The sequence below is a fragment of the Faecalicatena fissicatena genome, assembly GCF_016900595.1.
In the GTDB taxonomy this organism is placed as follows: domain Bacteria; phylum Bacillota; class Clostridia; order Lachnospirales; family Lachnospiraceae; genus Claveliimonas; species Claveliimonas intestinigallinarum.
The window spans coordinates 94,254-119,023 of the sequence record NZ_JACLYY010000005.1 but is presented as its reverse complement, the minus strand read 5'-3'; the positions used below and the strand labels follow the sequence as shown (position 1 = coordinate 119,023).

Genomic DNA, 24,770 nt, shown 5'->3' with positions numbered 1-24,770 from the left:
TAAAAATATAAGTCCATTTGGATATTCCGCAAAAAATATATTATATGGAAGATAAAGGGAAAACAATGTATAATATGTTTATGATTAGCACAATCGGACACATATGTCAGAAGATACTATTCATGTCCGGGAAGAGCAGGGGGAAGAAATATGTCAGAGATCATTTCGCTGGAAGATATTTTAAAGCAGCTGTATGCCATATCGGGCATCCTCATCGACGTGTATGACCTGGAGGGGCATTCTGTTGCCAGGTATCCGGATACAGGCGCCTATTTTTGCAGCCTGGTGACCAGGAACTCCCAGGGATGTGAACGATGCGGCCGGGACAACAGAGAGGCTTTTGCAACGGTGCGGGAGGAGCACAAAGTACATATTTACCGGTGCCATATGGGGCTATATGAGGCAGTGTTCCCCCTCTACCACTACGGGCGCCTGGCAGGGTATATGATGACCGGGCAGATGCTGGAAAAGCGGGAGGGAGCCGCGGAAGAGGTGATGCAGAAAGCCAGGCAGATGAACCTGGGGAGCGAGGAGGAGATCGCGGAGGGGGTGAAAAAGCTGGTGCGCATCGATCTGGAAGAGATCGGGGCTTTTGTGACCATGTGCAGGGTCTGTGCGGACTATATAGCCAACCATCATCAGTTCCCGGTCACTGCCACTGGGACGGCGAAAGAGATCATCCGCTATCTGGAAGAGCATTACAGGGAGGACATTACCCTGGAAGGGCTGTGCCGCTGGTTTGGGTACAGCAAGACAAGGCTGAACCAGCTGTTCCACGAGTATACGGGCACGTCTGTGTATCGCTATCTTATGGGCGTGAGGCTTACCAATGCCTGCAGAAGCCTGAGAAATTCGGAAAAGTCCATCTATTCAGTGGCTGTGGAGAACGGATTTTCCAATCAGAATTATTTCTCCCGGCAGTTTAAAAAATATATCGGATGTACGCCCGGGGAATACAGAAGAAACCAGGAGAGGGAAGGCGGTCAGAAGGCATGAAAACAGAAAAAGGATTCTACAGAAATTTCTTTTCCATCTACATTGTACTGGTGCTTCAGAATGTGGTGACGATCAGTGTCAATCTGGCGGACAATGTGATGCTGGGAGGGTACAGTGAGACAGCTCTCTCCGGCGTGGCGGCTGTGAATCAGATCCAGTTTGTCTATCAGCAGCTTCTGATGGCTCTGGGGGACGGGCTTGTGATTTTCTGCAGCCAGTATTGGGGAAAACGGCAGACAGAGCCCATGCGGAAGATCTCCTCGGTGGCCATGCGGGCGGGGCTGTTTATAGCAGTCGTTCTTTTTGCGGCGGTCAGCTTCTTTCCACGGGAAGCGGCGGGGCTCTTTACCACGGAGGAGTCCATCATACGGGAGGGGGCAGCCTATCTGGGGATCGTAAAATACACCTACGTCTTCTTCGCGGTGACTATCATCCTGCTGGCCACGCTGCGGAGCGTGGAGACGGTAAAGATCGCCTTCTGGCTGTCGGTCATGGCGTTCTGCGTCAATTGCTGTATCAATTATGTGCTGATCTACGGGAGATTTGGAGCGCCTGAGCTGGGGGCGAAAGGAGCGGCCATAGGGACGCTGGCGGCCAGGATCGCGGAGTGCGCTGTGCTCCTTGTCTATATAGCGAAAAAAGAAAAAAAGCTGCATTTGCAGCTGAAAGATTATTTCCGGGCGGACCGCCTGATGGCGGGGGACTATTTCCGGGTGTGCCTGCCCATGCTGGTGGTGCAGGGACTGTGGGGGCTCAACACAGCTCTGCAGACAGTCATATTGGGGCACATGAGCGCTGCCGCCATTGCGGCAAACAGTGCGGCGTCCACCCTGTTCCTGCTGGTGAAATCCATGTCTGTGGGGGCTTCCTCCACCGCGTCGGTCATTGTGGGAAAGACTATCGGGACGGGCAACATCCCTCTTGTGAAGCATTACTCCTCCATCATGCAGAGGATGTTCGTGGTGATCGGCCTTGTGTCCGGCCTGCTCCTCTTTCTGATCCGCATCCCCGTTATGACGTTCTATGACCTGTCCCCGGAGGCGATGGGGATGATGAATACGTTCCTCATCATCCTGAGCGTGGTCTGTGTGGGTATGTCCTACCAGATGCCCACCAACAACGGCATCATCCGTGGCGGCGGCAATGCCATGTTCGTGGTGAAGATGGACCTGGTCAGCATCTGGATGATCGTCATCCCCCTGTCCTTTGCTATGGCTTTTGTGGTGAAGGCGTCTCCGGCGGTGGTGGTGTGCTGCCTCAACGCAGACCAGATATTTAAATGCGTGCCGGCCTTTCTGGAGTCCCACTACGGGAACTGGATACGGAAGCTTACGAGAGAGTAAACCCGCAGGACATATTGATGAAAACGATAAGTGGGATCATACATGTGAAAAAACGATTAGACGCCCAATTCCCTGCTTGATATACTTTCTTTGATACCAGAGAAAAAGGTATGGTAGGAGGTATACAATTATGAAAAAGAAACTGGTGAGCATGCTGCTCTGTGCTGCTATGGCAGCGACACTGACAGCAGGATGCGGCTCGGACAGCAGCGGTGAAAGCGGAGAGAAAAGCTCTTCTTCCGGTGAAAGTAAGGAAATCACTTTTATGGCGCCTGACTGGGCAAACCCGGGAGATGAGCTGCTGGCAGAATTCACGGAGGAGACAGGTATCTCTGTCATTTTTAATGAGGTGAGCTGGGATGATATCCGGGATAAGGTGTCTATTGCGGCCAGCGGCGGAGAGGCAGCAGCTGACGTGATCGAGGTAGACTGGTCATGGGTAGGAGAGATGAACAGCGCGGGATGGCTGGAGCCTATCGAGATGACAGATGAGGACAAGGAGGACATGCCTACGCTTGAGACCTTTACCATTGATGGTGAGATACTTGCTGTGCCTTATGCAAATGATTACCGGATCGCCTACTATAATAAAGAGCATTTTGAGCAGGCTGGAATTACAGAAGTTCCTGAGACTTGGGATGAGGTATATGATGCTCTGAAAAAGATCAAAGAAGCAGGGATCGTAGAGTATCCCTACACAATGCCGATGAACGCGGATGAGTCTGCCACCACTTCCATGATGTGGATGGCCTTCTCAAGAAGTGGCCAGGTGTTCAATGATGACGATACACTGAATGAAGAAGCGGTCATGGATGCTCTGACATTTGAGAACCAGCTTGTGCAGGATGGATTTGTGGATCCAGCATCTATTTCTTTCAATGGCATGGATTGCTACCGCAAGATCACATCGGGCGAGGCCAGCTTTATGGTAGGTCCTACCAAGTTTGTGGGTATCAGCAATGATCCTGAGCAGTGCTCAGAGATCGGAAACATTGTTCCTATCCTTCTTCCGGGAACAGACGGAACATCTCCGCAGACAATGGCTCTTCCGGAAGCAGTTGGAATTACTTCCTTCTCAGAAAACAAAGAAGCAGCCCAGGAGTTCGTTAAATGGTACAGCTCAGCAGATGTCCAGAAGAGAATGTACGCAGTCAACAGTTCCATTCCGACAAGAAACTCAGTCTTGGCAGAAATGGTAGAAGATGGCACATTTGAAAATGCAGGGGCCATGCTGGACGAGGCAGACCTGATCAAGTCTGTTTTTCCCAATGGCGTTCCTTCCTACTATTCTGAGATGAGCAACACTATGTACAATAACATTAATCAGATGGTTCTCGGAGAGCAGACTCCCCAGGAGGCATTTGATGCGATGAATGCGAAAGTGAATGAATTAATTGAAAAGAAGTAAGATATTACCTTATGCATTACTGGCGCCCATTATTCTTATAATGGGCGTGTTGGTGTTTTATCCGACGATCATGACATTTTCATATAGCTTAAAGGAGATGAAGCTGACCAGCCCGGAGGACACAGACTTTGTGGGCCTGTCCAACTATGTGGATGTCCTTACTTCAGACTCTTTTATGTATAGCTTGCAAAATACTCTGTTCCTCCTTGTCGTAGTTGTTATCCTGACTACAGTCCTGGGGTTTGGTGTGGCTCTTCTGCTCAATGTGGATACAAAGATATCGGGGCTTTTGATGGCGCTGGCCGTCCTTCCCTGGGCGCTCCCGCCCATTGTGAATGGGATCATATGGCGTTTTATTTTTCATCCAGGATATGGTTTTATGAACAAGCTCCTTATCAGGCTGCATTTTATAGAAGAGCCCATTATGTGGCTGACAGACCGGTGGCTGCTTCTTCTGATCGTGGCTATCGTGGTGGCGTGGAGGAGTATTCCGTTCTGTGCGATCGTCTGTCTCTCGGGGCTGCACGCTATCCCGGAAGAACTCTATGAGGCAGCAAAGATAGACGGCGGCGGCAGGGTGACTGTCTTCCGATATATAACGGCACCGCTCATGATGCCTTTTATCGGTATTGGCATTACATCTGCATCGATCACGGCCATCAATATTTTTGACGAGATCGTAGCCCTTGCAGGGTACAAAGATCTGGGGAAAAATCTTCTGATCGAGAGTTATCTCACGACCTTCTCCTTTCTGGATTTTGGAAAGGGGAGCGCTCTTACTTATCTGATTATGCTGATGGCGGCCGTGCTTGGGTTCTTTTATCTTAGAAGTCTGAACAGGGAGGTGGAATTTTGAAGAAAAAAGTTTCTCCTCTCTACTGGGTGGCGGTGGTTATCTTTCTTGTTTTGACAGTGGGACCTTTTGTGTGGGCCTTCTCGATTTCTGTCACACCGGAGTATGAGATGTTTAAAAACACTATGAACATGTTCCCCAGCGAGATTACCTGGGATAACTATCTTACGCTGTTTGATTCTATCAGTCAGCAGCATATCCGGCTTTTCCGAGGGCTTGAGAACTCTCTGAAGGCAGTGGCGTGTACACTTGTCATCGGGATTCCTGTGGCTGCAGTCACAGCCTACACTCTGAGCAGGATGGAGTTCAGGGGGAAGAAGATCATCAAGAACGCGATCTTGATTACTATGGTCATTCCGGTGTTTGCGACTATCATTCCTCTATACAGGATGTTCTCGGCTATGGAACTGCTCAACAGCACTTTTTGGCTGAGCATGGTATATGCCAGCTCCTTTCTGCCTATGAGCATCTGGCTGATGAGCAATTACTTTTCGACGATACCCAGGGAATTAGAAGAAGCCGCCCTTGTGGACGGCTGCGGACGGCTAAGGACATTTTTCCGGATCATACTTCCGGTGTCCTATCCTATCATATGTGCCAGTATGCTCATTATGTTCCTGAGCGCCTGGAGTCAGTTTCAGATTCCCCTGATCCTGGCGTCGAATATTGACACAAAGCCGGCGGCCATTGTGGCCTCGGAGTTTATGACAAAAGACACAGTGCTTTACGGAATTACTGCTGCTGCGGGGATGCTGATCATTCTGCCGCCGGCCATTGCAGCGCTTGTCTTCCGGAAACTTCTCGTTAGAGGAATGACAGGGGGATCTATCAAGGGGTAAAAGATCATGCCAGATTGATAAAAGGAATCAGCAGATCTGTTTAAACACAGGAGGCATGGGAAATGCAGGATAATGCGAATTCCTGTGCCTTTTTCAGATCCTCCCGGTCCGGGTGAGTCATGGCGCAGTCAAAGTTTCGGATAAACCCGTCTACCTGCGGGGCGTTTTCGCTGGTGCGCATGTTCTCGTATTTCTGGCGGACCTGCATGGGCATCTTTCCCTGGCAGATGTAACAGCCCAGGTAGCGGCAGCTGCTGTTGATCCATGCGCTGACATTTTTCTCAATAAGGCTGTAGTATTCCGCGGATCTTCCCATGCCGCAGGTGCCGAAGAGGGCAATGTTCTTATTCTCCAGGGAGCTGAGCAGATCGCTCACCTCTATGCAGCAGGAGCCTCTGTGAACGCAGAAGCCGATAAAATAAGTGGAAGCCTCGGGGATGGGCTTGCCGCTGTCTATGTCGATCAGATCTCTGGAGCCCTCCGGCAGGGCGGAGAAGATGGCGGCAGCTACGCTCTTTGTGTTTCCGGACTGGCTGTTGTATAAAACTAAATAATCCAACATATGCACGTACCTTCTTTCATGATATCTTTATCAGCTCTTCTTGATGAACCGGGTCTGGCATTTGGGACAGCGGATCTCGATCTTGCCCTTGCCTTTCGGAACCCGGATCTTCTGCCGGCAGGTGGGACATTTGTAGATGTGGTGGGTCTTGCGCTGTGCCATCAGGTTCTTCTGGGTGGCGAACCAGGTGCGGATCCGGCGTGTCTTTGCCAGGTAGGCCTGGTTCTCGGCAGAGCGCCTGTAAATGTTCCTGGAAAACAGCCGGAAGTATGTGTAGATGATCAGAGCCCAGGAAAGGAGCGACAGGATGGCGCTCTCAAAGAAACCGGACAGGATCATCACGATAAGAGCAACGATCAGGGTTGCCTTTCCCAAAGAGTCAAAGCCGTAGCGTCCGGCCATAAATCGTATCAGTTTTTCTTTCATTTTCTCATCCTCCTATCTGCAATCATACTCGCACCGCCTGCAAAGTCAATAAACTGGAAATTAAAAATATATAAAATAATAGAAGCGCATCTTTTGATGTGTTATACTGGGAAAGAACAGGCATCGTGCAATGTGACGTGTGTTTATGAAGAAAAGGAGTTAAGACATTGAGCGAAAAGAAGCATTACCATAGAGGGAGAAGGCGCTCTTCCAGCCTGGCCGGGAGCCGCGGCAGCAGCCGGGAAAGGGCTGCGCGTCAGGTGGAGAGACGGCCGGAAGAAGATTGGGAGAACGATTGGATCGATCTGGAGGAAGATGAGGATCTGCGAACACCGGACCAGGTTAAGGCTACAGGGAAGAGAAGAGCTGCTTCCGGAGGCAAAGCGGGCGCCGGGAAAAAGAAAGGGAAAACTCCCGGAAAGGGCGAGAAAAAGAATGGACGGAAGGGGCGCATGATCAGCAACATCATCCTTGTGGTGGCTGTCATCGTCTTCTGCGTGTCTGCCTTTCAGCTTTTTCACATTATCTCGGGGTATTACGAGGGACGCAAGGAGTACGACGAAGTGAAAGAGCTTGCTATCACGGAGGAGGAGTCTGAGGACGGAGAGAACCAGTTCACGGTGGATTTTGACACACTGATGGGGATCAATCCGGACACGGTGGGATGGATCCGCTTTGCCCCGGAACCGGCCCAGATCAATTATCCCCTGGTCCAGACGGCGGACAACAGCACCTATCTGAATAAGACTTTTTCTGCCAGTGACAACACGGTGGGGGCTATTTTTGTAAATACGTACAATAACCCGGACTTTAATGACAGAAATACCATCATATACGGACACCGTATGAACGACAGTTCCATGTTCCACGACCTGGCCAAGTATGAGGAGCAGTCTTTCTGGGAGGCCAATCCCTACTTCTATATTTATACGCCGGACGGGCGTGAGATCACCTACCACATCTATGCGGCAGGGCAGGTGACGGAGACATCGGACACGTACCTGACGGACTTTGCCGATGATGCCGCCTACCAGGCTTTTCTGGACTATACGAAGGAGGCATCCGCCTACGACACAGGCGTGGAGGTGACTACCCAGGACACCGTGGTGACGCTGTCCACCTGTACCCGGGCCAGCGACGAGCACAGGATGGTAGTTGTGGGAGTGAAAGAAAGTGAAAAGCAGATTAATTAAATAAAAAGACAGGAGCATGAGGGAGGAAGAAAGATGACACCGTACACATACGAAGTGGGAGATATTGTCAGGATGAAGAAAAAGCATCCCTGCGGGAGCTTTGAGTGGGAGATCCTCCGGGTAGGGGCGGATTTCCGCCTGAAGTGTACAGGATGCGGGCACCAGATCATGATCGCGAGAAAACTTGTGGAGAAAAATACAAAAGATTTAAGGAAAAAAGCTTGAAATAAGCAAGACCATATGATATCATATTAACTCGTGATATATCAGTATCCGACCGGAAATCGTCCGGAAGGGTATCCTTGCTCCCGGCAGAAAGCCAGGGGCCAAAAGACCAGAAGGAGGTGCAAACTACATGAATAAGTATGAGTTAGCTGTTGTAGTCAATGCAAAGATCGAAGACGAAGAGAGAGCACAGGTCATCGAGAAAGTGAAAGACATGATCACTCGTTTCGGCGGCAATGTGACAGACGTTGATGAATGGGGTAAGAGAAGACTCGCTTACGAAATTCAGAAGATGAAAGAAGCTTATTACTATTTCGTCCACTTCGAAGCTGATGCTACAGTTCCAGGCGAGATCGAGCAGAGAATTCGCATCATGGATAACGTACTCAGATATTTATGCGTAAAACAAGAGGCATAGTATAAGAGAGGTAGAAGAATGAATAAAGTAATTTTGATGGGACGTTTGACGAGAGACCCGGAAGTGAGATACTCACAGGGAGAGAATCCGCTGGCCATCGCCAGATTTACACTGGCTGTAGACCGCCGGTTCAAGCGTGACGGAGAGCAGAGCGCAGATTTTATTTCCTGCGTTGCTTTCGGAAAACAGGCTGAGCATGCGGAGAGATACTACAGACAGGGACTGAAGATCGTTGTCTGCGGACGGATCCAGACGGGCAGCTACACCAACAGGGACGGCGTGAAGGTATACACAACAGAGGTTGTAGTGGAAGAACAGGAATTTGCCGAGAGCAAAGCTGCAAGCGATGCACATGCAGGCGGTTTCCAGTCAGCTCCCCAACCGGCACCAGCCGCACCGGCCGGTGACGGCTTCATGAATATTCCAGATGGAATAGACGAAGAATTACCGTTTAATTAAGGACATATTGTGTATAGAAAGGAGAGACCATCATGGCTTTCGAGAAAGGAAATCGTCCTGAAGGCGGCTTCAAGAGAAGAGGCGGCGGACGCAGAAGAAAAAAAGTTTGCGTGTTCTGTGGAAAAGAGAACAATGAGATCGATTACAAGGATGTAGCAAAGTTAAGAAAATATATCTCTGAGAGAGGAAAGATCCTTCCCAGAAGAATTACAGGAAACTGTGCAAAACATCAGAGAGCTCTGACAGTAGCTATCAAGAGAGCAAGACATATCGCTTTAATGCCATATGTTCAGGACTAATCTGTAGGGTGAAATGCCGGGCGGCAGATGGAAATTCCATCTGCCGCTCTTTTATTCCTATAGAATTTCGTGGAGTTGGTTGTGCGCAGAGGCTCCAGCATCTATAATGAAAGAAAACGTAAAAGGAGGGGAGAACATGATAAGCACAGATGTTTTGGAAGAGAAGGCCCCCATTGTGGGGAGCTTGCGGAAAGCAGAGGAAGTGACCTGGATCAACCCGCTGCTTGAGAGTACAGAGGAGGCTATGAGAAAGATCGATCTGACTATGGAGGATGTGCGGGATGCCGAGGCGCGGCTGGAGAGGTTTGCGCCCTTTATCCGCCGGGCCTTCCCGGAGACGGAGAAGGACGGGGGACTGATCGAGTCGCCGGTCCGGGAGATCAGCGGCATGAAGGAGGAGATGAACAGCCGGCAGGCGGCAGGGCTTCGAGGGAGGCTCCTTTTGAAGATGGACTCGGATCTGGCAGTGGCCGGCTCGGTGAAAGCCCGGGGCGGGATCTATGAGATCCTGAAACATGCAGAGGAGCTGGCCATCAGGGAAGGCATGCTGGAGGAAGGGCAGAGTTATGAAGTCTTTGCCCGGGAGCCCTTCCGGGAATTTTTTTCTCAGTATGCCGTGCATGTAGGATCCACCGGTAATCTGGGCCTGTCCATTGGGATCATCAGCGCGGCCTTGGGATTCAGGGTGTACGTCCACATGTCCCAGGATGCGAAGCAGTGGAAAAAAGACCTGCTCCGCTCCAAGGGCGTACAGGTCATCGAGTATGCCGGGGACTACGGAGCGGCGGTGAAAAAGGGCCGGGAGGAGGCCATGAGAGATCCTGCCAGCTATTTTGTGGACGATGAAAATTCTGTCAGCCTGTTTCTGGGCTACGCGGTGTCTGCGCTGCGGCTGCAGAGACAGCTGGAGGCGGCAGGTGTCAAAGTGGACGGGGAGCATCCGCTCTTTGTTTACATTCCCTGCGGGGTGGGCGGCGCGCCGGGAGGGATCACTTTTGGCCTGAAGCTGATCTACGGGGATCACGTGCATGTCTTTTATGCGGAGCCTGTCCAGGCCTGCTGCATGATCCTTGGCATGACTACAGGCCTTCACAATGAGATCTGCGTCCAGGATATCGGCCTTTCCGGCATGACAGAGGCGGACGGGCTGGCTGTGGGAAGACCGTCAAAGTTTGTGGGCAAGACAGTGGAACACCTGCTGAGCGGTGAGGTGACGGTACAGGATGACCGGCTCTATGTGTATATGAAAGAACTGCTGGACCGGGAAGGGATCTTTATAGAGCCCAGCTCCTGCGCGGCTTTTGCGGGGCCGGCCAGGATAGAAAAAGAGGAGGTCTGTCGGGCTTATCTCAAGGAGCAGGGACTTGAGGAGAGGATGGAACAGGCGGCGCACCTTGTCTGGGCCACAGGCGGCTCCCTTGTTCCTGCGGATGTGAGGGCAGAATATGTGAAAAAAGCAGAGGAGAAGAGACCATGAAAACATTAGGCTACTATAACGGAAAATATGGCGAGCTGGAGGAGATGACGGTTCCTATGAACGACAGGGTGTGCTGGTTCGGGGATGGCGTCTACGATGCGGGGCCGGCCAGGAACTATAAGATCTTTGCTATTGACGAGCACGTGGACCGGTTTTTCAACAGCGCAGGGCTGCTGGATATCCAGGTACCGGTGACAAAAGAGGAGCTGAAAGAGATCCTCCAGGAGATGGTGAACAAGATGGACACGGGCAACCTGTTTGTCTACTATCAGGTGACACGGGGAACAGGGATACGCAATCATGTATTTACCGAGGGCCCCGGAAATCTGTGGATCACGCTGCGGCCTGCGGAGATCTCAGACGGGGAGAAGCCCATCAAGCTGATCACCACAGAGGACACCCGCTTTTTACACTGCAATATCAAGACGCTGAACCTGATCCCTTCCTGCATGGCATCAGAGAAGGCGCGAAAAGCAGGATGCCAGGAGGCGGTCTTCTACAGGCCGGGCGGACGAGTGACAGAGTGTGCCCACAGCAATGTGCACATTATCAGGGATGGGAAGTTGGTGACAGCGCCGGCAGACAACCTGATCCTTCCGGGGATCGCGAGAGCTCATCTGATCAGGATGTGCGAGAGACTGGGAATCCCGGTCAGCGAGACACCCTACACGCTGGAAGACCTGTTCAGCGCCCAGGAAGTCATTGTGACCAGCTCCAGCAATCTCTGCCTGCATGCGGATGAGATTGACGGCAGGCCGGTGGGAGGGAAGAACCGGGAACTTCTAGAAAAGCTCCGGACAGCCCTTCTGGAAGAATTCTATGAAGCGACAAAAGAGGAGTAAGGATATGCGGAAACAATTTATTATGATTATGACAGACACGCAGCGGCTGGATATGGTCAGCTGCTATGAGAATGCGGGGATCTCAACCCCCTGTCTGGATGCGCTGGCCAGGGAGGGAGTAAAGTTTAACAAGGCGTACACCGTGCAGCCTGTGTGCGGCCCGGCCAGGAGCGCCCTGTTCACCGGCCAGTATCCCTGTGTCAATGGTTCCTACGCCAATTCCCTAGCACTTGGGGACAATGTAAAGACCATCGGCCAGCGCCTGTCCGACAAGGGGATTGCCACAGGGTATGTGGGAAAATGGCATCTGGACGGAGGCGATTACTTTGGACTTGGCGTGTGTCCCGAGGGGTGGGATCCGGATTACTGGTACGACATGCGCAATTATCTGGATGAACTGTCGGAGGAGGATCGCAGAAAGTCCAGGGACAGCCAGACGATGTACAGAGAGTCATGGCCTCTTGAGAAGACCTATGCCTACCGCTGTTCCCAGCGGGCCATCGACTATATCAGGAAGCACAAAGACGAGGACTTTTTCTTGGTTCTCAGCTACGATGAGCCCCATGACCCGTCCCTGTGCCCGGAACCTTTTGCCAGTATGTATGAGGATTTCTGCCTGCCCAAAAAAGAAAACGTGTGGGATACGCTGGAAGAGAAACCGCCCCACCAGCAGGCCTGGAGCGGACCCCGCAGACACCAGGACAGAGACGCCCTCACCATCCGCATGAAGGAGCTTTTCGGGTGCAACAGTTTTGTGGACAGTGAGATCGGCCGGGTGGCCGGGGCTGCCAGGGAGATCCTGGGGGATGACTTTACGCTTCTCTATACAAGCGACCACGGAGATATGGCCCAGTCCCACTGTCTCTACGCAAAAGGGCCTGCAGCCTACGAGGAGATCGCCCACATCCCCTTTATCCTGTGGGGGCAGGGATCCGGGGAGATAGACACGCCGGTGTCCCACATCGATGTGGCTGCCACTGTGTGGGATTTCTTCGGCTTCCAGAAGCCGATGATGCTCCAGGGTGAGAGTCTTCTTCCTCTTGTGCGGAACGGGGAATGTCCGGACCGCCGGGATGTATTTGTGGAATTCGGCCGCTATGAGATCGACCATGACGGCTTTGGGGGCTGGCAGCCGCTCCGGTGCATTTTCGACGGGCGGTACAAGCTGGTGATCAACTTGCTGTCCGAAGATGAATTTTATGATCTGGAGAAAGATCCGGGTGAAATGCACAACGGTATCTGTGACGAAGAGACTGCCAGCATCCGCGACGACATGATGAAGAGACTGCTGGAACACATGAATGAGATACGAGATCCCTTCCGAGGATACTGGTGGGAGCAGCGGCCCTGGTACACTCACGCTGCCGCACCTTCTTGGGACTACACAGGTTTTACCAGGCAGAGGGAAGAGCTGGACTACGAAGTGCCGCAGCTTGACTACAACACTGGCCTGGAGCCGGACAGCCTGGTTCGCAGAAAATAGAGAACGGATGCGCGCAAAACCTCCTGTCAACTGCCCGGAATGACTTGAGAAAAGGGGCAAAATGAGATAAGATATACAAAGAAAAAATGACGAGGAAGGTGCATGTATGTATTCATATACAGAACTGAGAAAAGAACATCCGGAATTTATTTATCGCGGATATGAGATAGAAGAGAGTGCAGACAAGGTGGGGATCGTCTATGATTTTGAGATCCCCGGGCTTGCCTCCTTTCACCCCACCTGGGAGTTCCCGAAGAAGCGGGGAGAGCAGAGGTGCTTTAAGGAGAACGGCACATTTCAGAAGCTGGTCTTTTCCCTGGGTATGGTGGAGCTGATCAGCTACTGGAAGACAGCCTGCCCCCCTGTGGTCAAGGTGGAGGCGGGAAGCCTGACAGAGGAGCAGTGTGAATGGTGGAAGGATCTGTATTTTAACGGGCTTGGAGAATTCTACTATACAAACGGCATCCAGGAGAACCAGGAGGACTTTATGGAGATCCGGTCTCTGGGCGGAGATGTCGAGGGGGCTGAGCAGCCTCTGAGCCGGGAGGCGGAAGGCTTCCTGATCCCTGTGGGAGGCGGCAAAGACTCGGCTGTGACCCTGTCTCTTCTGGAAGGGGAGAAGGAAAAGAACTGTTGCTATATCATCAATCCCCGGGGCGCTACCTTAAAGACGGTGGAGAGAGCCGGATATGGTGAAGACCAGCTGGTGACTGTAAAGCGGACCCTGGACAAGAACATGCTGGAGCTGAACCGCCAGGGCTATTTAAACGGGCATACGCCCTACTCCGCCATTGTGGCTTTTTCTTCTACAATAGCAGCCTACATGAGTGGGCTGAGGTACATCGCCCTGTCCAACGAGTCCAGTGCCAATGAGAGCACAGTGGAGGGGAGCACCGTGAACCACCAGTACTCCAAGAGCTTCCGCTTTGAGAAGGCCTTCCACGACTACGAGGCGGCGCATATAGGAAGCGGGACTTACTATTTCAGTATGCTGCGTCCTTTAAGCGAATTTCAGATCGCCCGGTATTTTGCCCGGTGCCGCCAGTTCCACGACATTTTCCGCAGCTGCAACGCCGGCAGCAAGGAGGACAAGTGGTGCGGACACTGTCCCAAGTGCCTCTTTGTCTGCCTGATCCTGTCTCCCTTCCTGACAAGGGAGGAGATCATCGCCATCTTTGGGCGGGATATGCTGGATGACCCGGATATGCTGGAGGATTTCCGCAAGCTCACGGGGATGGAAAAAGAGAAACCATTTGAATGCGTGGGCAGCAGGGATGAGGTGAACGCAGCCGTATCCCTCACCATTGACAAACTGGAAGAAGAAGGACAGGCTCTGCCGGAGCTTTTTGCATACTACAGAAATTCCGGGCTCTACCGAAAAGACGACCCGGAGAACAGACGTTTCTTTACTTACTTTGACGGAGAAAATCTTCTCCCGCCGTCCTGTCTTGCTCTGATAAAGGAAAAGTGTTTATAAAGGGGGAGACAAAAGGATGCTGAAGAAGATACGTCAGACGATAGAAGGTAAGAAAGTGCTGATCCTGGGATTTGGAAGAGAGGGAAGATCCAGTCTGCGGTTGGTCTGCAAAGCCGGCGGCTGGGAGACCCTGGCCGTGTCGGACTTAAGAGAGGTGGACCCGTCCAGGGAGGCCGGCGGAAACAAGGTGGAGCTGTTCACCGGCGAACACTACCTGGACAGGGAGCTTCTGGACTCCTTTGACATTGTGTTCAAGACCCCGGGCATCGTCCTGCCGGAGGAGCCGAAAGTCTACCGGTGCCGGTTCGTGTCCCAGACAGAGCTCTTCATCGAGAGGTTCCGGGACCAGATCGTGGGGATCACCGGGACAAAGGGGAAGAGCACCACGTCCTCCCTTTTGTACCATATCCTGAAGGAGACGGGGGAGGATACCGTGCTTGCGGGAAATATCGGAATCCCCGTGTTCGACATCGCGGAGGACATTATGCCGGGGGAGGTCATCGTGCTGGAGCTCTCCTGCCATCAGCTGGAGCACATCCAGGTGTCCCCCCGCATCGCGGTTCTTCTCAACCTGTATGAGGAGCATCTGGATCACTACGGAACCATGGCAAAATACGTCCGGGCCAAGCAGAACATCTACGCCTGGCAGCGGGAGGGGGACATCCTCTTCTGCAATGTGGACGTACTGCCCGGGAAGGAGATAGAGGGAGCCGGAAAGGAGAGCGCCTGCGTGCCCTGCCGGGGCGAGATCATCTCCGCCGTCATGGTGCCGGAGGGCGAAAAAGCCCGGGGCGCCGGGGACATCGAGGTGGCCGGGAACGCGGTCCGTTACAGGGGCAGCGGCCTGCGGATCCCGGAGGAGGGCATCTCTCTGTTCGGGCGGCACAACTACTTTGATATCGGCGTGGTCTACGGGATCTGCAAGGAGTTTTCCGTGACAGACGAGAAATTCCTGAAGGCCCTGCGCACCTTCCAGACCCTTCCCCACAGGCTTCAGTACCTTGGCGTGAAGGAGGGACTGCGCTTCTACGACGATTCCATCTCCACCATCGGGGAGACCACCATCCAGGCTCTGGAGAGCGTGAAGAATGTGGACAGCATCCTGATCGGCGGGATGGACCGGGGCGTGGATTACAGCCAGCTGGAGGAGTATCTGACGGGCAGCAGCGTGCGCCACATCATCCTCATGGAGGCCACGGGAAAGAGGATTTACAGGGAGATCAAAGAAAAGTATCCCACCCTGTTTGCCAGCGGAAGGCTGGCTCTGACAGAGCACCTGGAGGAGGCTGTGGACCTGGCCAGGGAGCTGGGGGAGGAGGGCGGCGCCTGCGTGCTGTCGCCGGCGGCCGCCAGCTACGGGATATTCAAAAATTTTGAAGAGCGCGGAGAGTATTTCAGACAATATATTTTCGGGCAGGAGGGCCGGCAGGCGGCCCGCTGACCGGATCGGAAAAAGACGGACGGGGATCCCGGACCTTACGGTTTGAAATCCCCGTCCGCCATTGCCTTTATGGAGGAGGCATACTCCGAGGGAGTCATGCCTGTGACTTTCTTGAACTGCCGGGAGAAGTAGTGGATGGAGGTGTAGCCCAGCTGCTCGGAGATCTGGGTGAAATTCATCTTGTTCGTCCGGATGAGCTGCTTGGCCGCGTTGACCTTCATGAGAGAAAAGTACTCGATGATGCCAAGACCGCTCTGCTCCCGGAAAATCTTCTGGAGCTGGGAGCGGCCAATGAGGTTTTCACGGCACACCTGCTCGATGGTGACGTGGCCCCCCAGGTGGGCCTCCAGGTAGTCCACCACCCGGTTGAAGAGCTCGATGTCGCTCTTTTTCTTGGTGGCCTTCTGGGGCTGGGGCCGGAGGGCCGATTTCACCAGGGGGATGGGCTGGGAGCAGCGGCGCAGCAGATGGATGAGGAAGTGCTCCAGGTAGAGGCGGATGAGCTGCTCTGCCCCGAACTGCTCTGCCTCCTTCTGGGGCATGTTCTGGAGATAGGGGTCGTCCAGCCGGCAGTCAAAGCAGTGCCGGGCCTCAATGACGATGTCCGCCAGGAGGTTGCGCTCCGTCTCGTCCACCTGGAGGACCTTCTCGCGGAAAAAGTCCATGGCCGGGCTGTCGCACTGGAAGGAGATGACCACCAGGTTGGGGGCGCTGTGGCCCGTGGCCTGGACGGTGTGGAACTCCCCGGGCTGGTGGAAGGCCACCTCGCCCCGGTTCAGGATCATCTGCCTGTCTCCCCCGGTGACGGCCACGTCCCCCTTGTCCACGCAGATAAACTCCCAGAAGTCGTGGGACTCCCCGGGAAATTTAAAGTCGCTCATGTATTCAAAATAGTGGATGCTGTACAGCTTTCCCACGGTGATGGAGTCTTTCAGGTCGATCCCAATATAGGGCACGGCACACTCCCCCTTTCCTGTTTTTAACCTTATGCTTATCATAGCCCAATTTTGCAGAAAAAGCAAAAAGAAAATGCAGATTGTACAAATCAATCACAAAATAGGATAAAGATTTTTTAGTACATTTATACTACAATAAGCGTAGAAATCGAGAACATCAGAAATATTCAGAAAGGATATGAAAGAGATGAAAAAACCAGTATTAGTGATCATGGCGGCAGGAATGGGAAGCCGCTACGGCGGACTCAAGCAGATTGACCCGGTGGACAATGAGGGACACATTATCATGGATTTCTCCATGTACGACGCGAAGAGAGCCGGATTTGAGAAGGTGATCTTCATTATAAAGAAGGAGATCGAGAAGGACTTCAAGGAGTCTGTGGGCAACCGCATGAGCCAGATCATGGAGGTGGAGTACGCCTACCAGGATCTCCACAATATCCCGGAGGGCTTTGAGGTGCCGGAGGGGAGAGTGAAGCCGTGGGGAACCGCTCACGCTGTCCTCTCCGCCATTGACCTGATCGACGGGCCCTTCGCGGTCATCAACGCGGACGACTACTATGGAAAAGAGGCCTTCCAGGTGATCTACGACTACCTGGCCACCCATGAGGACGATGAGAAATACCGCTACACCATGGTGGGATACCAGCTCGGCAACACAGTGACGGACAATGGCCATGTGGCCAGGGGACTGTGCGACATGAACGCGGCGGGAGAGCTGACAGGCATCCACGAGAGGACACGCATTGAGAAGCGGGACGGCGGCATCGCCTACTCTGAGGATGACGGGGAGACATGGGTATCCGTGCCCGCGGACACAACCGTCTCCATGAATATGTGGGGATTCACAAGGAGTATCCTGGAGGAGATCCGCAAGGGCTTTCCGGCCTTTCTGGAGGAGGGGCTGAAGACAAACCCCCTGAAGTGCGAGTACTTCCTTCCCTCTGTGGTCAGCGACCTGATCGGCCAGGACAAGGCCACTGTGGCTGTGCTCCACTCCGCTGACAAGTGGTACGGCGTCACCTACAAGGAGGACAAGCCGGTGGTCATGGCCGCCATCCAGAAGCTGAAGGACGAGGGCGTGTACCCCCAGCATCTGTGGGAGCAGGAATAAAAAGTACACAAGAAAAACCGCAATATTTTTATAGTTTCGGCCACTATTATTATAGAAATCGTCGGCTGTCCAAACTATAATTACAGTAGATACAGGAAAACAGATCCAAAAAGGAGGAGACCATCATGACGATTTTAATCACAGGAGGAGCCGGCTACATCGGAAGCCACACGGCTCTGGAGCTGCTGAACGAGGGATATGACGTGGTTGTATACGACAATCTGTGCAATTCTTCCAAGGAGTCCATCAAGAGAGTGGAGGAGCTGACAGGCAAGAAGATCCGCTTCTACGAGGGAGACGTGCAGGACGAGGAAGCGCTCCTTGAGATGTTCAAGATACAGAAGATCGACGCAGTCATTCACTGCGCGGCCCTGAAGGCTGTGGGCGAGTCCGTGCAGAAGCCTCTGGAGTACTATCAGAACAATATCGCCGGCACGCTGACGCTCCTGAAGGTGATGCGCGAGGTGAGCGTGAAGAACATCGTGTTCAGCTCTTCCGCCACGGTATACGGAAGCCCCAAGGAGATGCCCATCACAGAGGAGTGCCCCAAGGGACAGTGCACCAATCCTTACGGCTGGACAAAATCCATGATGGAGCAGATCATGTCAGACGTGCAGAAGGCTGACCCCTCCTGGAACGTGATCCTTCTGCGCTACTTCAACCCGGTGGGAGCCCACAAGAGCGGACGCATCGGTGAGGATCCGAAGGGCATCCCCAACAACCTGATGCCCTACATCTCACAGGTGGCAGTGGGCAAGCTGGAGAAGCTGGGCGTGTTCGGAGACGACTACGACACGCCGGACGGAACCGGAGTGAGAGACTACATCCACGTAGTGGATCTGGCCATCGGACACGTGAAGGCCATCAACTACATCTTCACCAACCCGGGACTGGATGTCATCAATCTGGGAACCGGACAGGGCTACTCCGTCCTGGATATGGTGAAGGCCTTCTCCAAGGCCTGCGGCAAGGAGATCCCCTATGAGATCAAGCCCCGCCGGGCGGGAGATATCGCTATGTGCTACGCAGATCCATCCAAGGCGGCCAGAGTGCTCGGCTGGAAGGCCGAGAGAGGGCTGGACGAGATGTGCGAGGACACATGGAGATGGCAGTCACAGAACCCCAACGGATACGAGAAATAGGTCGAAAAAGGAAAAACATAAGACACAGCAGAAACCACAGGCAGGGACGCGGGCCGGCAGAAGGCCCCGCCCTGCCTTTTCTCTTTTCTTTTCCGCGGAAAAGTGCTATAATACGGTGAGCAGCTTTTTAGTTTTTTTCGAGGGAACGAATATGAAGAAGAAAGCAAAACAAAATGTGCGCCTGAAGGGACAGCTGAAGCTCTATATGCAGTGGCCGGCGTTTATGACGATCCTGCTGATCGCCATGAATATATGGATCTACCGCCTGGATAAGCGGGCGGGTATCCTGATGATGGTCTTTGTGCTGATCTACATCGTGATCGTGGGGATCATGTATTTCTACAACAAGTCCCTTGTCATGAAGGATCTGGTGGACTTTGCGGCGCAGTACGGCATTATACAGAACACGCTTCTGAAAAAGCTGGCAGTGCCCTACGCCCTTCTGCTGGAGGATGGCCGCCTCATGTGGATGAACGATCAGTTTCGGGAGATCCTGGGCGGAAAGCTGAAGAAGGAGGCGGTGCTGAGCAGGTATATACCTGAGCTGAACCGGAGCATTTTCCCGAAGGAAGAGGATCACATCGTGGAGATGGAGGTCTACTACCGCGATAAGGAGTACCGGGCGGAGCTTCGGAAGGTGTCCGTGGAGGGCTTCAGCGACTCCGAGCGGCTGCTGGACATGCCGGAGGAGAAGGAGTACTTTATCGCTGTCTACCTGTCCGATGTGACAGAGCTGAACACGGCGCTGCGCCAGAATGAAGAGCAGCGGCTTGTGGCAGGCCTTATTTACATTGACAACTACGACGAGATGATCGACAGTGTGGAGGAGGTGCGCCAGAGTCTTCTGGTGGCCCTCATCGACAGGAAGATCAACCAGTATATCGCGCGTCTGGACGGCATTGTCAAGAAGATGGAGACGGACAAGTATTTTATCGTCATGAAGAAGTCCTGCTTCAAAGAGCTGGAGGCGGACCGCTTCTCTCTTCTTGAGGACGTGAAGGCCATCAACATTGGGAACAGCATCCCGGCCACCTTAAGTATCGGCCTGGGTCTGAGCAAGAACGCCTACGTGCAGAGCTACACCTACGCCAGAGCGGCCATCGACCTGGCCCTTGCAAGAGGCGGCGACCAGGCGGTCATCAAGGACTGCAATGGCATTACCTACTACGGAGGCAAGAGGGAGCAGACCTCCAAGAATACCAGGGTGAAAGCCAGAGTGAAGGCGGAGGCTCTCCGGGAGTTTATCACCGTGAACGACACGATCCTTGTCATGGGGCACAAGATGACAGACATGGATTCTTTTGGCGCTGCCATCGGCATTTACCGGGCTGCAGCCGCGCTGGAGAAGAAGGCCCACATTGTTATCAACGATGTGTCAGCCACGATCCGGCCATTGTATGAGGAGTTTGTGGAGCATCCCTCCTACCCGGATGACATGTTCGTCACATCCGGGGAAGCCAAGGAGATGACAGGTGACAGCTCCATGGTCATCGTGGTGGACACCAACCGGCCGGGTATGACGGAGTGCCCGGAGCTCCTGAACATGACCCGCACTATCGTGGTCTTCGACCACCACAGGCAGGGAAGCGACAATATCGACAACGCCCTTTTGTCCTACATCGAGCCCTATGCCTCCTCGTCCTGCGAGATGGTTTCCGAGGTGCTCCAGTATATCACGGACGACGTGAAGATACCGGCCGTGGAGGCCAACAGCCTGTATGCGGGCATTGTGATAGACACCAACAATTTTATGAACAAGACCGGCGTGCGCACCTTTGAGGCGGCCGCGTTCCTGCGCCGCTGCGGGGCGGACATCCCCTTTGTCCGCAAGATGCTGCGGGACGATATGAAGTCCTACCAGGCCAAGGCCGGCATCATCAGCAGCGCGGAGGTATACCGGGATATATATGCCATTGCCCGGGGGGAGGATCTCCATATCGAGAGCCCCACCATCATCGGCGCCCAGGCGGCCAACGAGCTGCTGGACATCGACGGCATCAAGGCGACCTTTGTCCTTACCACCTACAATGGGCGCATCTATGTGAGCGCCCGCTCCATTGACGAGGTGAACGTGCAGGTGATCATGGAGAAGCTGGGCGGCGGCGGCCACATGAACGCATCCGGCGCCCAGTTCGACCACACCAACATGGACGAGGCTGTGACAGCCCTCAAGAGAGTTATCGACGAAATGACAGAAAAAGGAGATTTATAGATGAAAGTTATTTTACAGCAGGACGTAAAATCCCTTGGGAAAAAGGGAGACATCGTGGAAGTCAACGACGGGTACGCAAGAAACTTCCTTCTGAAGACAAAGAAGGGCGTGGAGGCAAACAATAAAAATATGAACGACCTGAAGCTCCACAGGGCCAACCAGGACAAGATCGCCCAGGAGCAGCTCGAGGCTGCCCGGGAGCTGGGGAAGAAGCTGGGAGAGAGTAAGGTGACCGTCTCCATCAAGACAGGGGAGGGCGGCAGGGCCTTCGGCTCCGTCTCCTCCAAGGAGATCGCGGCGGCGGTCCAGGAGCAGCTCGGGCTGGACATCGACAAGAAGAAGGTGCAGCTCAAAGAGCAATTGAAGTCCCTGGGCACCTTCCATGTGCCCGTAAAGCTCCACCCGAAGGTGACGGCAGAGCTCACAGTAAACGTTACGGAGGAGGCATAGGAAGATGCCGGATATGGAGGAAGCCCTCATCAAGCGTGTCCCGCCCCACAGTATAGAGGCGGAGCAGTCGGTAGTCGGCGCCATGCTGATGGACAAGGATGCCATCATGACCGCTTCCGAGATCATCAGCGGCAGTGATTTTTACCAGACCTCATACGGAGTCATCTTTGACTCCATGACAGAGCTTTTCAACGAAGGCAAGCCGGTGGACCTGATCACCCTGCAGGAGCGGCTGAAGGAGAAAAATGTGCCGGAGGAGATCTCCAGCCTGGAGTTTGTCCGCGAGCTGGTAGCCGCTGTGCCCACATCCGCCAATGTGAAATACTATGCGGAGATCGTGTTTGAGAAATCCATGCTCAGAAAGCTCATCAAGGTGAACGATGAGATTTCTAATGCCTGCTACGCGGGCAGCGAGCCTATGGAGGCCGTCCTTGAGACGGCGGAGAAAAATATTTTCGAGCTGGCCCAGAAGCGGGGCACCGGAGACTATGTGCCCATCAAGGAAGTGGTGCTGAACGCCCTGGAGAAGATCGAGAGGGCGTCCAAGACAAAGGGGACTGTGACCGGTATCCCCACCGGGTTCCTGGATCTGGATTACAAGCTGTCCGGCCTGCAGCCCTCGGACTTCATCCTTGTGGCGGCCAGACCCTCCATGGGAAAGACGGCCTTTGTCCTGAACATCGCCCAGCACGCTGCCTTCAAGAGCGGCAAGACGGTGGCCATCTTCAGTCTGGAGATGTCAAAGGAGCAGCTTGTGAACCGTCTCTTCTCCCTGGAGTCCCAGGTGGACTCCCAGTCCCTGCGTACAGGAAATCTGAAGGATGACGACTGGGAGAAGCTCATAGAGAGCGCCGGGATCATCGGAAAATCCCACCTGATCATAGACGATACGCCGGGTATCTCCATCTCGGAGCTCCGGTCCAAGTGCCGCAAGTTCAAGCTGGAGCAGGGACTGGACCTCATCATCATCGACTACCTGCAGCTCATGAGCGGCCGGGTAGGAGGACGCTCTGAGTCGAGACAGCAGGAGATCTCGGACATTTCCCGATCCCTGAAAGGCGTGGCAAGGGAGCTGAATGTCCCTGTCATCTCCCTGTCGCAGCTGAGCCGTGCGGTGGAGCAGCGCCCCGACCACAGGCCCATGCTCTCGGACCTGCGTGAGTCCGGAGCCATCGAGCAGGATGCGGACGTGGTCATGTTCATTTACCGGGACGATTATTACAACAAAGATACAGAGACCCCCAACCAGGCGGAGATCATTATCGCAAAACAAAGAAACGGCCCCATAGGGACCGTTCACCTGGCATGGCTGCCGGACTACACAAAGTTTGCGAACCTAACCTGGAAGGAATAGGCGTTTTAACCGCTGGGCCGCTCCCTGGTGGCCGGCAGTCTCTTTTCGGAAGGACTGCTGCTGCCGGATGAGCTGGTCCAGCTTTTTAAACTGTTCCTCCTCCTGCCGCTCCTTTGCGTCCAGGAGGAAGGACATTTCTTTCGTGATCATGGCCGCAAGCACTTCGTTGTTGTTCTCCAGCATGCGTTTGATGCGGAGCTGCTCCCTTGTCCGCTTCATATCGGGAATGAGAGCCTTCAGCTCGTCAAAGGGAACACCCTGCTCGTACAGTTCTTTGATGCAGTTATACAGCTTTGTGTCTTCTTTTGTTGCGCTGCTTAAAGTGTTCAGTGCATTTCCCATATTCATACCCCCTTTACACATAAGAGAGTATAGCATGTACCAAGTGGGCAAGACTGTCAAAACAGGTCGGCATCGTGTACGAAAATACGGCAAAAAAACGGACCGCCTGCACTTTTTGCAGACAGTCCGCCTTTTTGCTATGTTCATATGCCGTATGTGGAAAAACCCCAATCAGGATTAGCCCTGAGAGATAGCTCCTGTAGGACACTGAGCTGCGCAAGCACCGCAGTCTACACAAGCGTCCGGATCGATCTCGTAGTGATCAGCTCCCTGAGAGATAGCTCCTACTGGACATTCAGCTTCGCAAGCGCCGCAGCTTACACATTCATCACTAATTACATGTGCCATGATATCTTCCTCCTTTGACTGTTGTCAGTTGTTTATACATATAATAATACAAAAGCTTCAAATATACAAGACTTAGTGATGTTCTAAATTTAGCACAAGAGATTGACTATCATCCTCAATTTTCCCTGGCCCTTTTGTAGGCTTTAAGGATGATCTGCCGAGCCGCCGCTGCCTCTTCCTTTGTGGCCTCCCGGGTCCCCTCCAGGGAATAGGGGAGGCCTAAACTGTCATATTTTGCCATTCCCATCGTATGGTAGGGGAGGACGTCCAGGGCCCGCACGTTGTGGAGGGAGGCCATGAAGGAGCCAAGCTCCTCCAGGTACTCCCGGTAGAGGGTGATGCCCGGCACCACCACGTGGCGGATCCACACAGGGATGCCCTGCTCGTCCAGATACCTGGCAAAGGAGAGGATCTGCCGGTTGGTGTGGCCTGTCAGCTTCCGGTGCCTCTCGTCGGACATGTGCTTGATGTCCAGCAGCACCAGGTCGGTCAGGGGAAGGAGCTCCCCCAGCTGCGCCATGAAGCGCTCATTGTGGGGATTGAACATGATCCCGGAGGTGTCCACACAGGTGTGGATGCCGCTGCGCTTCAGATCCCGGAACAGCTCCGTGAGGAAAGCCATCTGCATCATGGGTTCCCCGCCTGTCACAGTGACGCCCCCGTTCCGGTAGAAGGGGAGGTTGGAATAAAATCCTTCCAGCACCTCATGGACGCTCATGAGTTCCCCCTTCCCGTACTCCCAGGTGTCCGGATTGTGGCAGTACTGACACCGCATGGGACAGCCCTGGAGGAAGACCACGTACCGTATGCCCGGCCCGTCTACGGTGCCGCAGCTCTCGATGGAGTGGATCCAGCCCTTACATTCCCTCGTGGAAGGTACGGGAGATGACATCGTCCTGCTGTTCCTTTGTCAGTTTGTTGAAGTTGACCGCGTATCCGGACACGCGGACCGTGAGCTGGGGGTATTTCTCCGGGTGCTTCTGGGCGTCCAGAAGGGTCTCCCGGGTGAATACGTTCACGTTCAGGTGGTGTCCCCCCTGCTCCACATATCCGTCCAACATTGCTACAAGATTGTCTACCTGCTGCTGATTTACTGCCATAATGATATTCT

At 53.6% G+C, this 24,770-nt stretch carries 27 protein-coding genes; 20 read left to right on the top strand and 7 right to left on the bottom strand.

Annotation, left to right across the window (positions count from 1 at the left end):
- The first annotated feature begins 150 nt into the window (after positions 1 to 150).
- From H7U36_RS06740 to H7U36_RS06720, 5 genes are all read left to right on the top strand, one after another.
- Entirely contained in the window at positions 151 to 996 is an 846-nt protein-coding gene (locus H7U36_RS06740; protein WP_205155883.1) for a PocR ligand-binding domain-containing protein, read from the top strand.
- Entirely contained in the window at positions 993 to 2,339 is a 1,347-nt protein-coding gene (locus H7U36_RS06735; RefSeq protein ID WP_205155882.1) for an MATE family efflux transporter, read from the top strand. Before H7U36_RS06740 ends, H7U36_RS06735 begins: the two co-directional genes overlap by 4 nt.
- A gap of 130 nt (positions 2,340 to 2,469) precedes the next feature.
- Positions 2,470 to 3,747 carry a sugar ABC transporter substrate-binding protein gene (locus H7U36_RS06730; protein ID WP_033126208.1) on the top strand — a complete coding sequence of 426 codons (1,278 nt, stop codon included), beginning with the start codon at positions 2,470 to 2,472 and terminating at the stop codon, positions 3,745 to 3,747.
- Between the two features lie 70 nt (positions 3,748 to 3,817).
- Positions 3,818 to 4,603: a carbohydrate ABC transporter permease gene (locus tag H7U36_RS06725; RefSeq protein ID WP_330601314.1), complete on the top strand. Its 786-nt coding sequence runs from the start codon at positions 3,818 to 3,820 to the stop codon at positions 4,601 to 4,603.
- On the top strand, positions 4,600 to 5,439 hold the full coding sequence (locus H7U36_RS06720; protein WP_076780240.1) for a carbohydrate ABC transporter permease: 840 nt from the start codon (positions 4,600 to 4,602) through the stop codon (positions 5,437 to 5,439). Before H7U36_RS06725 ends, H7U36_RS06720 begins: the two co-directional genes overlap by 4 nt.
- A gap of 40 nt (positions 5,440 to 5,479) precedes the next feature.
- On the opposite strand, the gene bilS is transcribed toward H7U36_RS06720, so the two are convergent.
- Together bilS and H7U36_RS06710 are read right to left on the bottom strand one after the other, a co-directional pair.
- On the bottom strand, positions 5,480 to 6,001 hold the full coding sequence (gene bilS / locus H7U36_RS06715; RefSeq protein WP_052084062.1) for a flavodoxin family protein BilS: 522 nt from the start codon (positions 5,999 to 6,001) through the stop codon (positions 5,480 to 5,482).
- 30 nt (positions 6,002 to 6,031) lie between these two features.
- Positions 6,032 to 6,427 (bottom strand): Zn-finger containing protein, encoded by a 396-nt coding sequence (locus H7U36_RS06710; RefSeq protein WP_033126211.1) that lies wholly within the window; start codon positions 6,425 to 6,427, stop codon positions 6,032 to 6,034.
- Positions 6,428 to 6,594: 167 nt separating this feature from the next.
- On the opposite strand from H7U36_RS06710, the gene srtB reads away from it, so the two are divergent.
- The 10 genes from srtB (at position 6,595) to murD (ending at position 15,741) form a co-directional block, all read left to right on the top strand.
- The gene (gene srtB, locus H7U36_RS06705; RefSeq protein ID WP_243426711.1) at positions 6,595 to 7,620 is read left to right on the top strand and encodes a class B sortase; all 1,026 of its coding nucleotides are present in this window, start codon (positions 6,595 to 6,597) and stop codon (positions 7,618 to 7,620) included.
- Positions 7,621 to 7,653: 33 nt separating this feature from the next.
- A complete protein-coding gene (locus tag H7U36_RS06700) occupies positions 7,654 to 7,845 on the top strand; it encodes a DUF951 domain-containing protein (RefSeq protein ID WP_033126212.1) in 192 nt (63 codons plus the stop codon).
- Between the two features lie 130 nt (positions 7,846 to 7,975).
- Complete coding sequence (rpsF, locus tag H7U36_RS06695; protein WP_033126213.1) at positions 7,976 to 8,263, top strand: 30S ribosomal protein S6; 288 nt, start codon at positions 7,976 to 7,978, stop codon at positions 8,261 to 8,263.
- 18 nt (positions 8,264 to 8,281) lie between these two features.
- Positions 8,282 to 8,722 (top strand): single-stranded DNA-binding protein, encoded by a 441-nt coding sequence (locus tag H7U36_RS06690; protein WP_033126214.1) that lies wholly within the window; start codon positions 8,282 to 8,284, stop codon positions 8,720 to 8,722.
- A 32-nt stretch (positions 8,723 to 8,754) separates the two neighbouring features.
- Positions 8,755 to 9,021 (top strand): 30S ribosomal protein S18, encoded by a 267-nt coding sequence (gene rpsR, locus H7U36_RS06685; protein WP_033126215.1) that lies wholly within the window; start codon positions 8,755 to 8,757, stop codon positions 9,019 to 9,021.
- Positions 9,022 to 9,157: 136 nt separating this feature from the next.
- A complete protein-coding gene (locus H7U36_RS06680; RefSeq protein ID WP_076780242.1) occupies positions 9,158 to 10,498 on the top strand; it encodes a D-serine ammonia-lyase in 1,341 nt (446 codons plus the stop codon).
- A complete protein-coding gene (locus H7U36_RS06675; RefSeq protein ID WP_076780244.1) occupies positions 10,495 to 11,340 on the top strand; it encodes an aminotransferase class IV in 846 nt (281 codons plus the stop codon). The genes H7U36_RS06680 and H7U36_RS06675 overlap by 4 nt, the downstream gene beginning before the upstream one ends.
- Positions 11,341 to 11,368: 28 nt before the next feature.
- Positions 11,369 to 12,823 carry a sulfatase family protein gene (locus tag H7U36_RS06670; RefSeq protein WP_330637049.1) on the top strand — a complete coding sequence of 485 codons (1,455 nt, stop codon included), beginning with the start codon at positions 11,369 to 11,371 and terminating at the stop codon, positions 12,821 to 12,823.
- A 106-nt stretch (positions 12,824 to 12,929) separates the two neighbouring features.
- Positions 12,930 to 14,300: a MurL-like N-terminal domain-containing gene (locus H7U36_RS06665; protein WP_205155881.1), complete on the top strand. Its 1,371-nt coding sequence runs from the start codon at positions 12,930 to 12,932 to the stop codon at positions 14,298 to 14,300.
- Between the two features lie 16 nt (positions 14,301 to 14,316).
- Entirely contained in the window at positions 14,317 to 15,741 is a 1,425-nt protein-coding gene (gene murD, locus H7U36_RS06660; RefSeq protein ID WP_205155880.1) for a UDP-N-acetylmuramoyl-L-alanine--D-glutamate ligase, read from the top strand.
- 35 nt (positions 15,742 to 15,776) lie between these two features.
- On the opposite strand, the gene H7U36_RS06655 is transcribed toward murD, so the two are convergent.
- On the bottom strand, positions 15,777 to 16,697 hold the full coding sequence (locus H7U36_RS06655; RefSeq protein WP_033126263.1) for an AraC family transcriptional regulator: 921 nt from the start codon (positions 16,695 to 16,697) through the stop codon (positions 15,777 to 15,779).
- Between the two features lie 187 nt (positions 16,698 to 16,884).
- Here H7U36_RS06655 and H7U36_RS06650 point away from each other — a divergent pair, with 187 nt between their 5' ends.
- The 5 genes from H7U36_RS06650 (at position 16,885) to dnaB (ending at position 22,969) form a co-directional block, all read left to right on the top strand.
- Complete coding sequence (locus H7U36_RS06650) at positions 16,885 to 17,811, top strand: nucleotidyltransferase family protein (protein WP_205155879.1); 927 nt, start codon at positions 16,885 to 16,887, stop codon at positions 17,809 to 17,811.
- A gap of 125 nt (positions 17,812 to 17,936) precedes the next feature.
- The gene (gene galE / locus H7U36_RS06645) at positions 17,937 to 18,953 is read left to right on the top strand and encodes a UDP-glucose 4-epimerase GalE (protein ID WP_205155878.1); all 1,017 of its coding nucleotides are present in this window, start codon (positions 17,937 to 17,939) and stop codon (positions 18,951 to 18,953) included.
- 151 nt (positions 18,954 to 19,104) lie between these two features.
- Positions 19,105 to 21,165: a DHH family phosphoesterase gene (locus tag H7U36_RS06640; RefSeq protein WP_205155877.1), complete on the top strand. Its 2,061-nt coding sequence runs from the start codon at positions 19,105 to 19,107 to the stop codon at positions 21,163 to 21,165.
- Entirely contained in the window at positions 21,166 to 21,615 is a 450-nt protein-coding gene (rplI, locus tag H7U36_RS06635; protein WP_205155876.1) for a 50S ribosomal protein L9, read from the top strand.
- Positions 21,616 to 21,628: 13 nt separating this feature from the next.
- The gene (gene dnaB, locus H7U36_RS06630) at positions 21,629 to 22,969 is read left to right on the top strand and encodes a replicative DNA helicase (protein WP_205155930.1); all 1,341 of its coding nucleotides are present in this window, start codon (positions 21,629 to 21,631) and stop codon (positions 22,967 to 22,969) included.
- Here dnaB and H7U36_RS06625 read toward each other — a convergent pair.
- The 4 genes from H7U36_RS06625 to grcA3 form a co-directional block, all read right to left on the bottom strand.
- Positions 22,952 to 23,311, bottom strand: a complete 360-nt coding sequence (locus H7U36_RS06625) for a hypothetical protein (RefSeq protein ID WP_191493574.1) — start codon at positions 23,309 to 23,311, stop codon at positions 22,952 to 22,954. The genes dnaB and H7U36_RS06625 overlap by 18 nt on opposite strands.
- Before the next feature lie 177 nt (positions 23,312 to 23,488).
- On the bottom strand, positions 23,489 to 23,659 hold the full coding sequence (locus H7U36_RS06620; protein ID WP_081958046.1) for a 4Fe-4S ferredoxin: 171 nt from the start codon (positions 23,657 to 23,659) through the stop codon (positions 23,489 to 23,491).
- A gap of 115 nt (positions 23,660 to 23,774) precedes the next feature.
- The gene (gene pflA, locus H7U36_RS06615; protein ID WP_205155875.1) at positions 23,775 to 24,551 is read right to left on the bottom strand and encodes a pyruvate formate-lyase-activating protein; all 777 of its coding nucleotides are present in this window, start codon (positions 24,549 to 24,551) and stop codon (positions 23,775 to 23,777) included.
- Positions 24,517 to 24,759 carry an autonomous glycyl radical cofactor GrcA3 gene (gene grcA3 / locus H7U36_RS06610; RefSeq protein WP_033126228.1) on the bottom strand — a complete coding sequence of 81 codons (243 nt, stop codon included), beginning with the start codon at positions 24,757 to 24,759 and terminating at the stop codon, positions 24,517 to 24,519. The genes pflA and grcA3 overlap by 35 nt, the downstream gene beginning before the upstream one ends.
- Positions 24,760 to 24,770 lie beyond the last annotated feature (11 nt).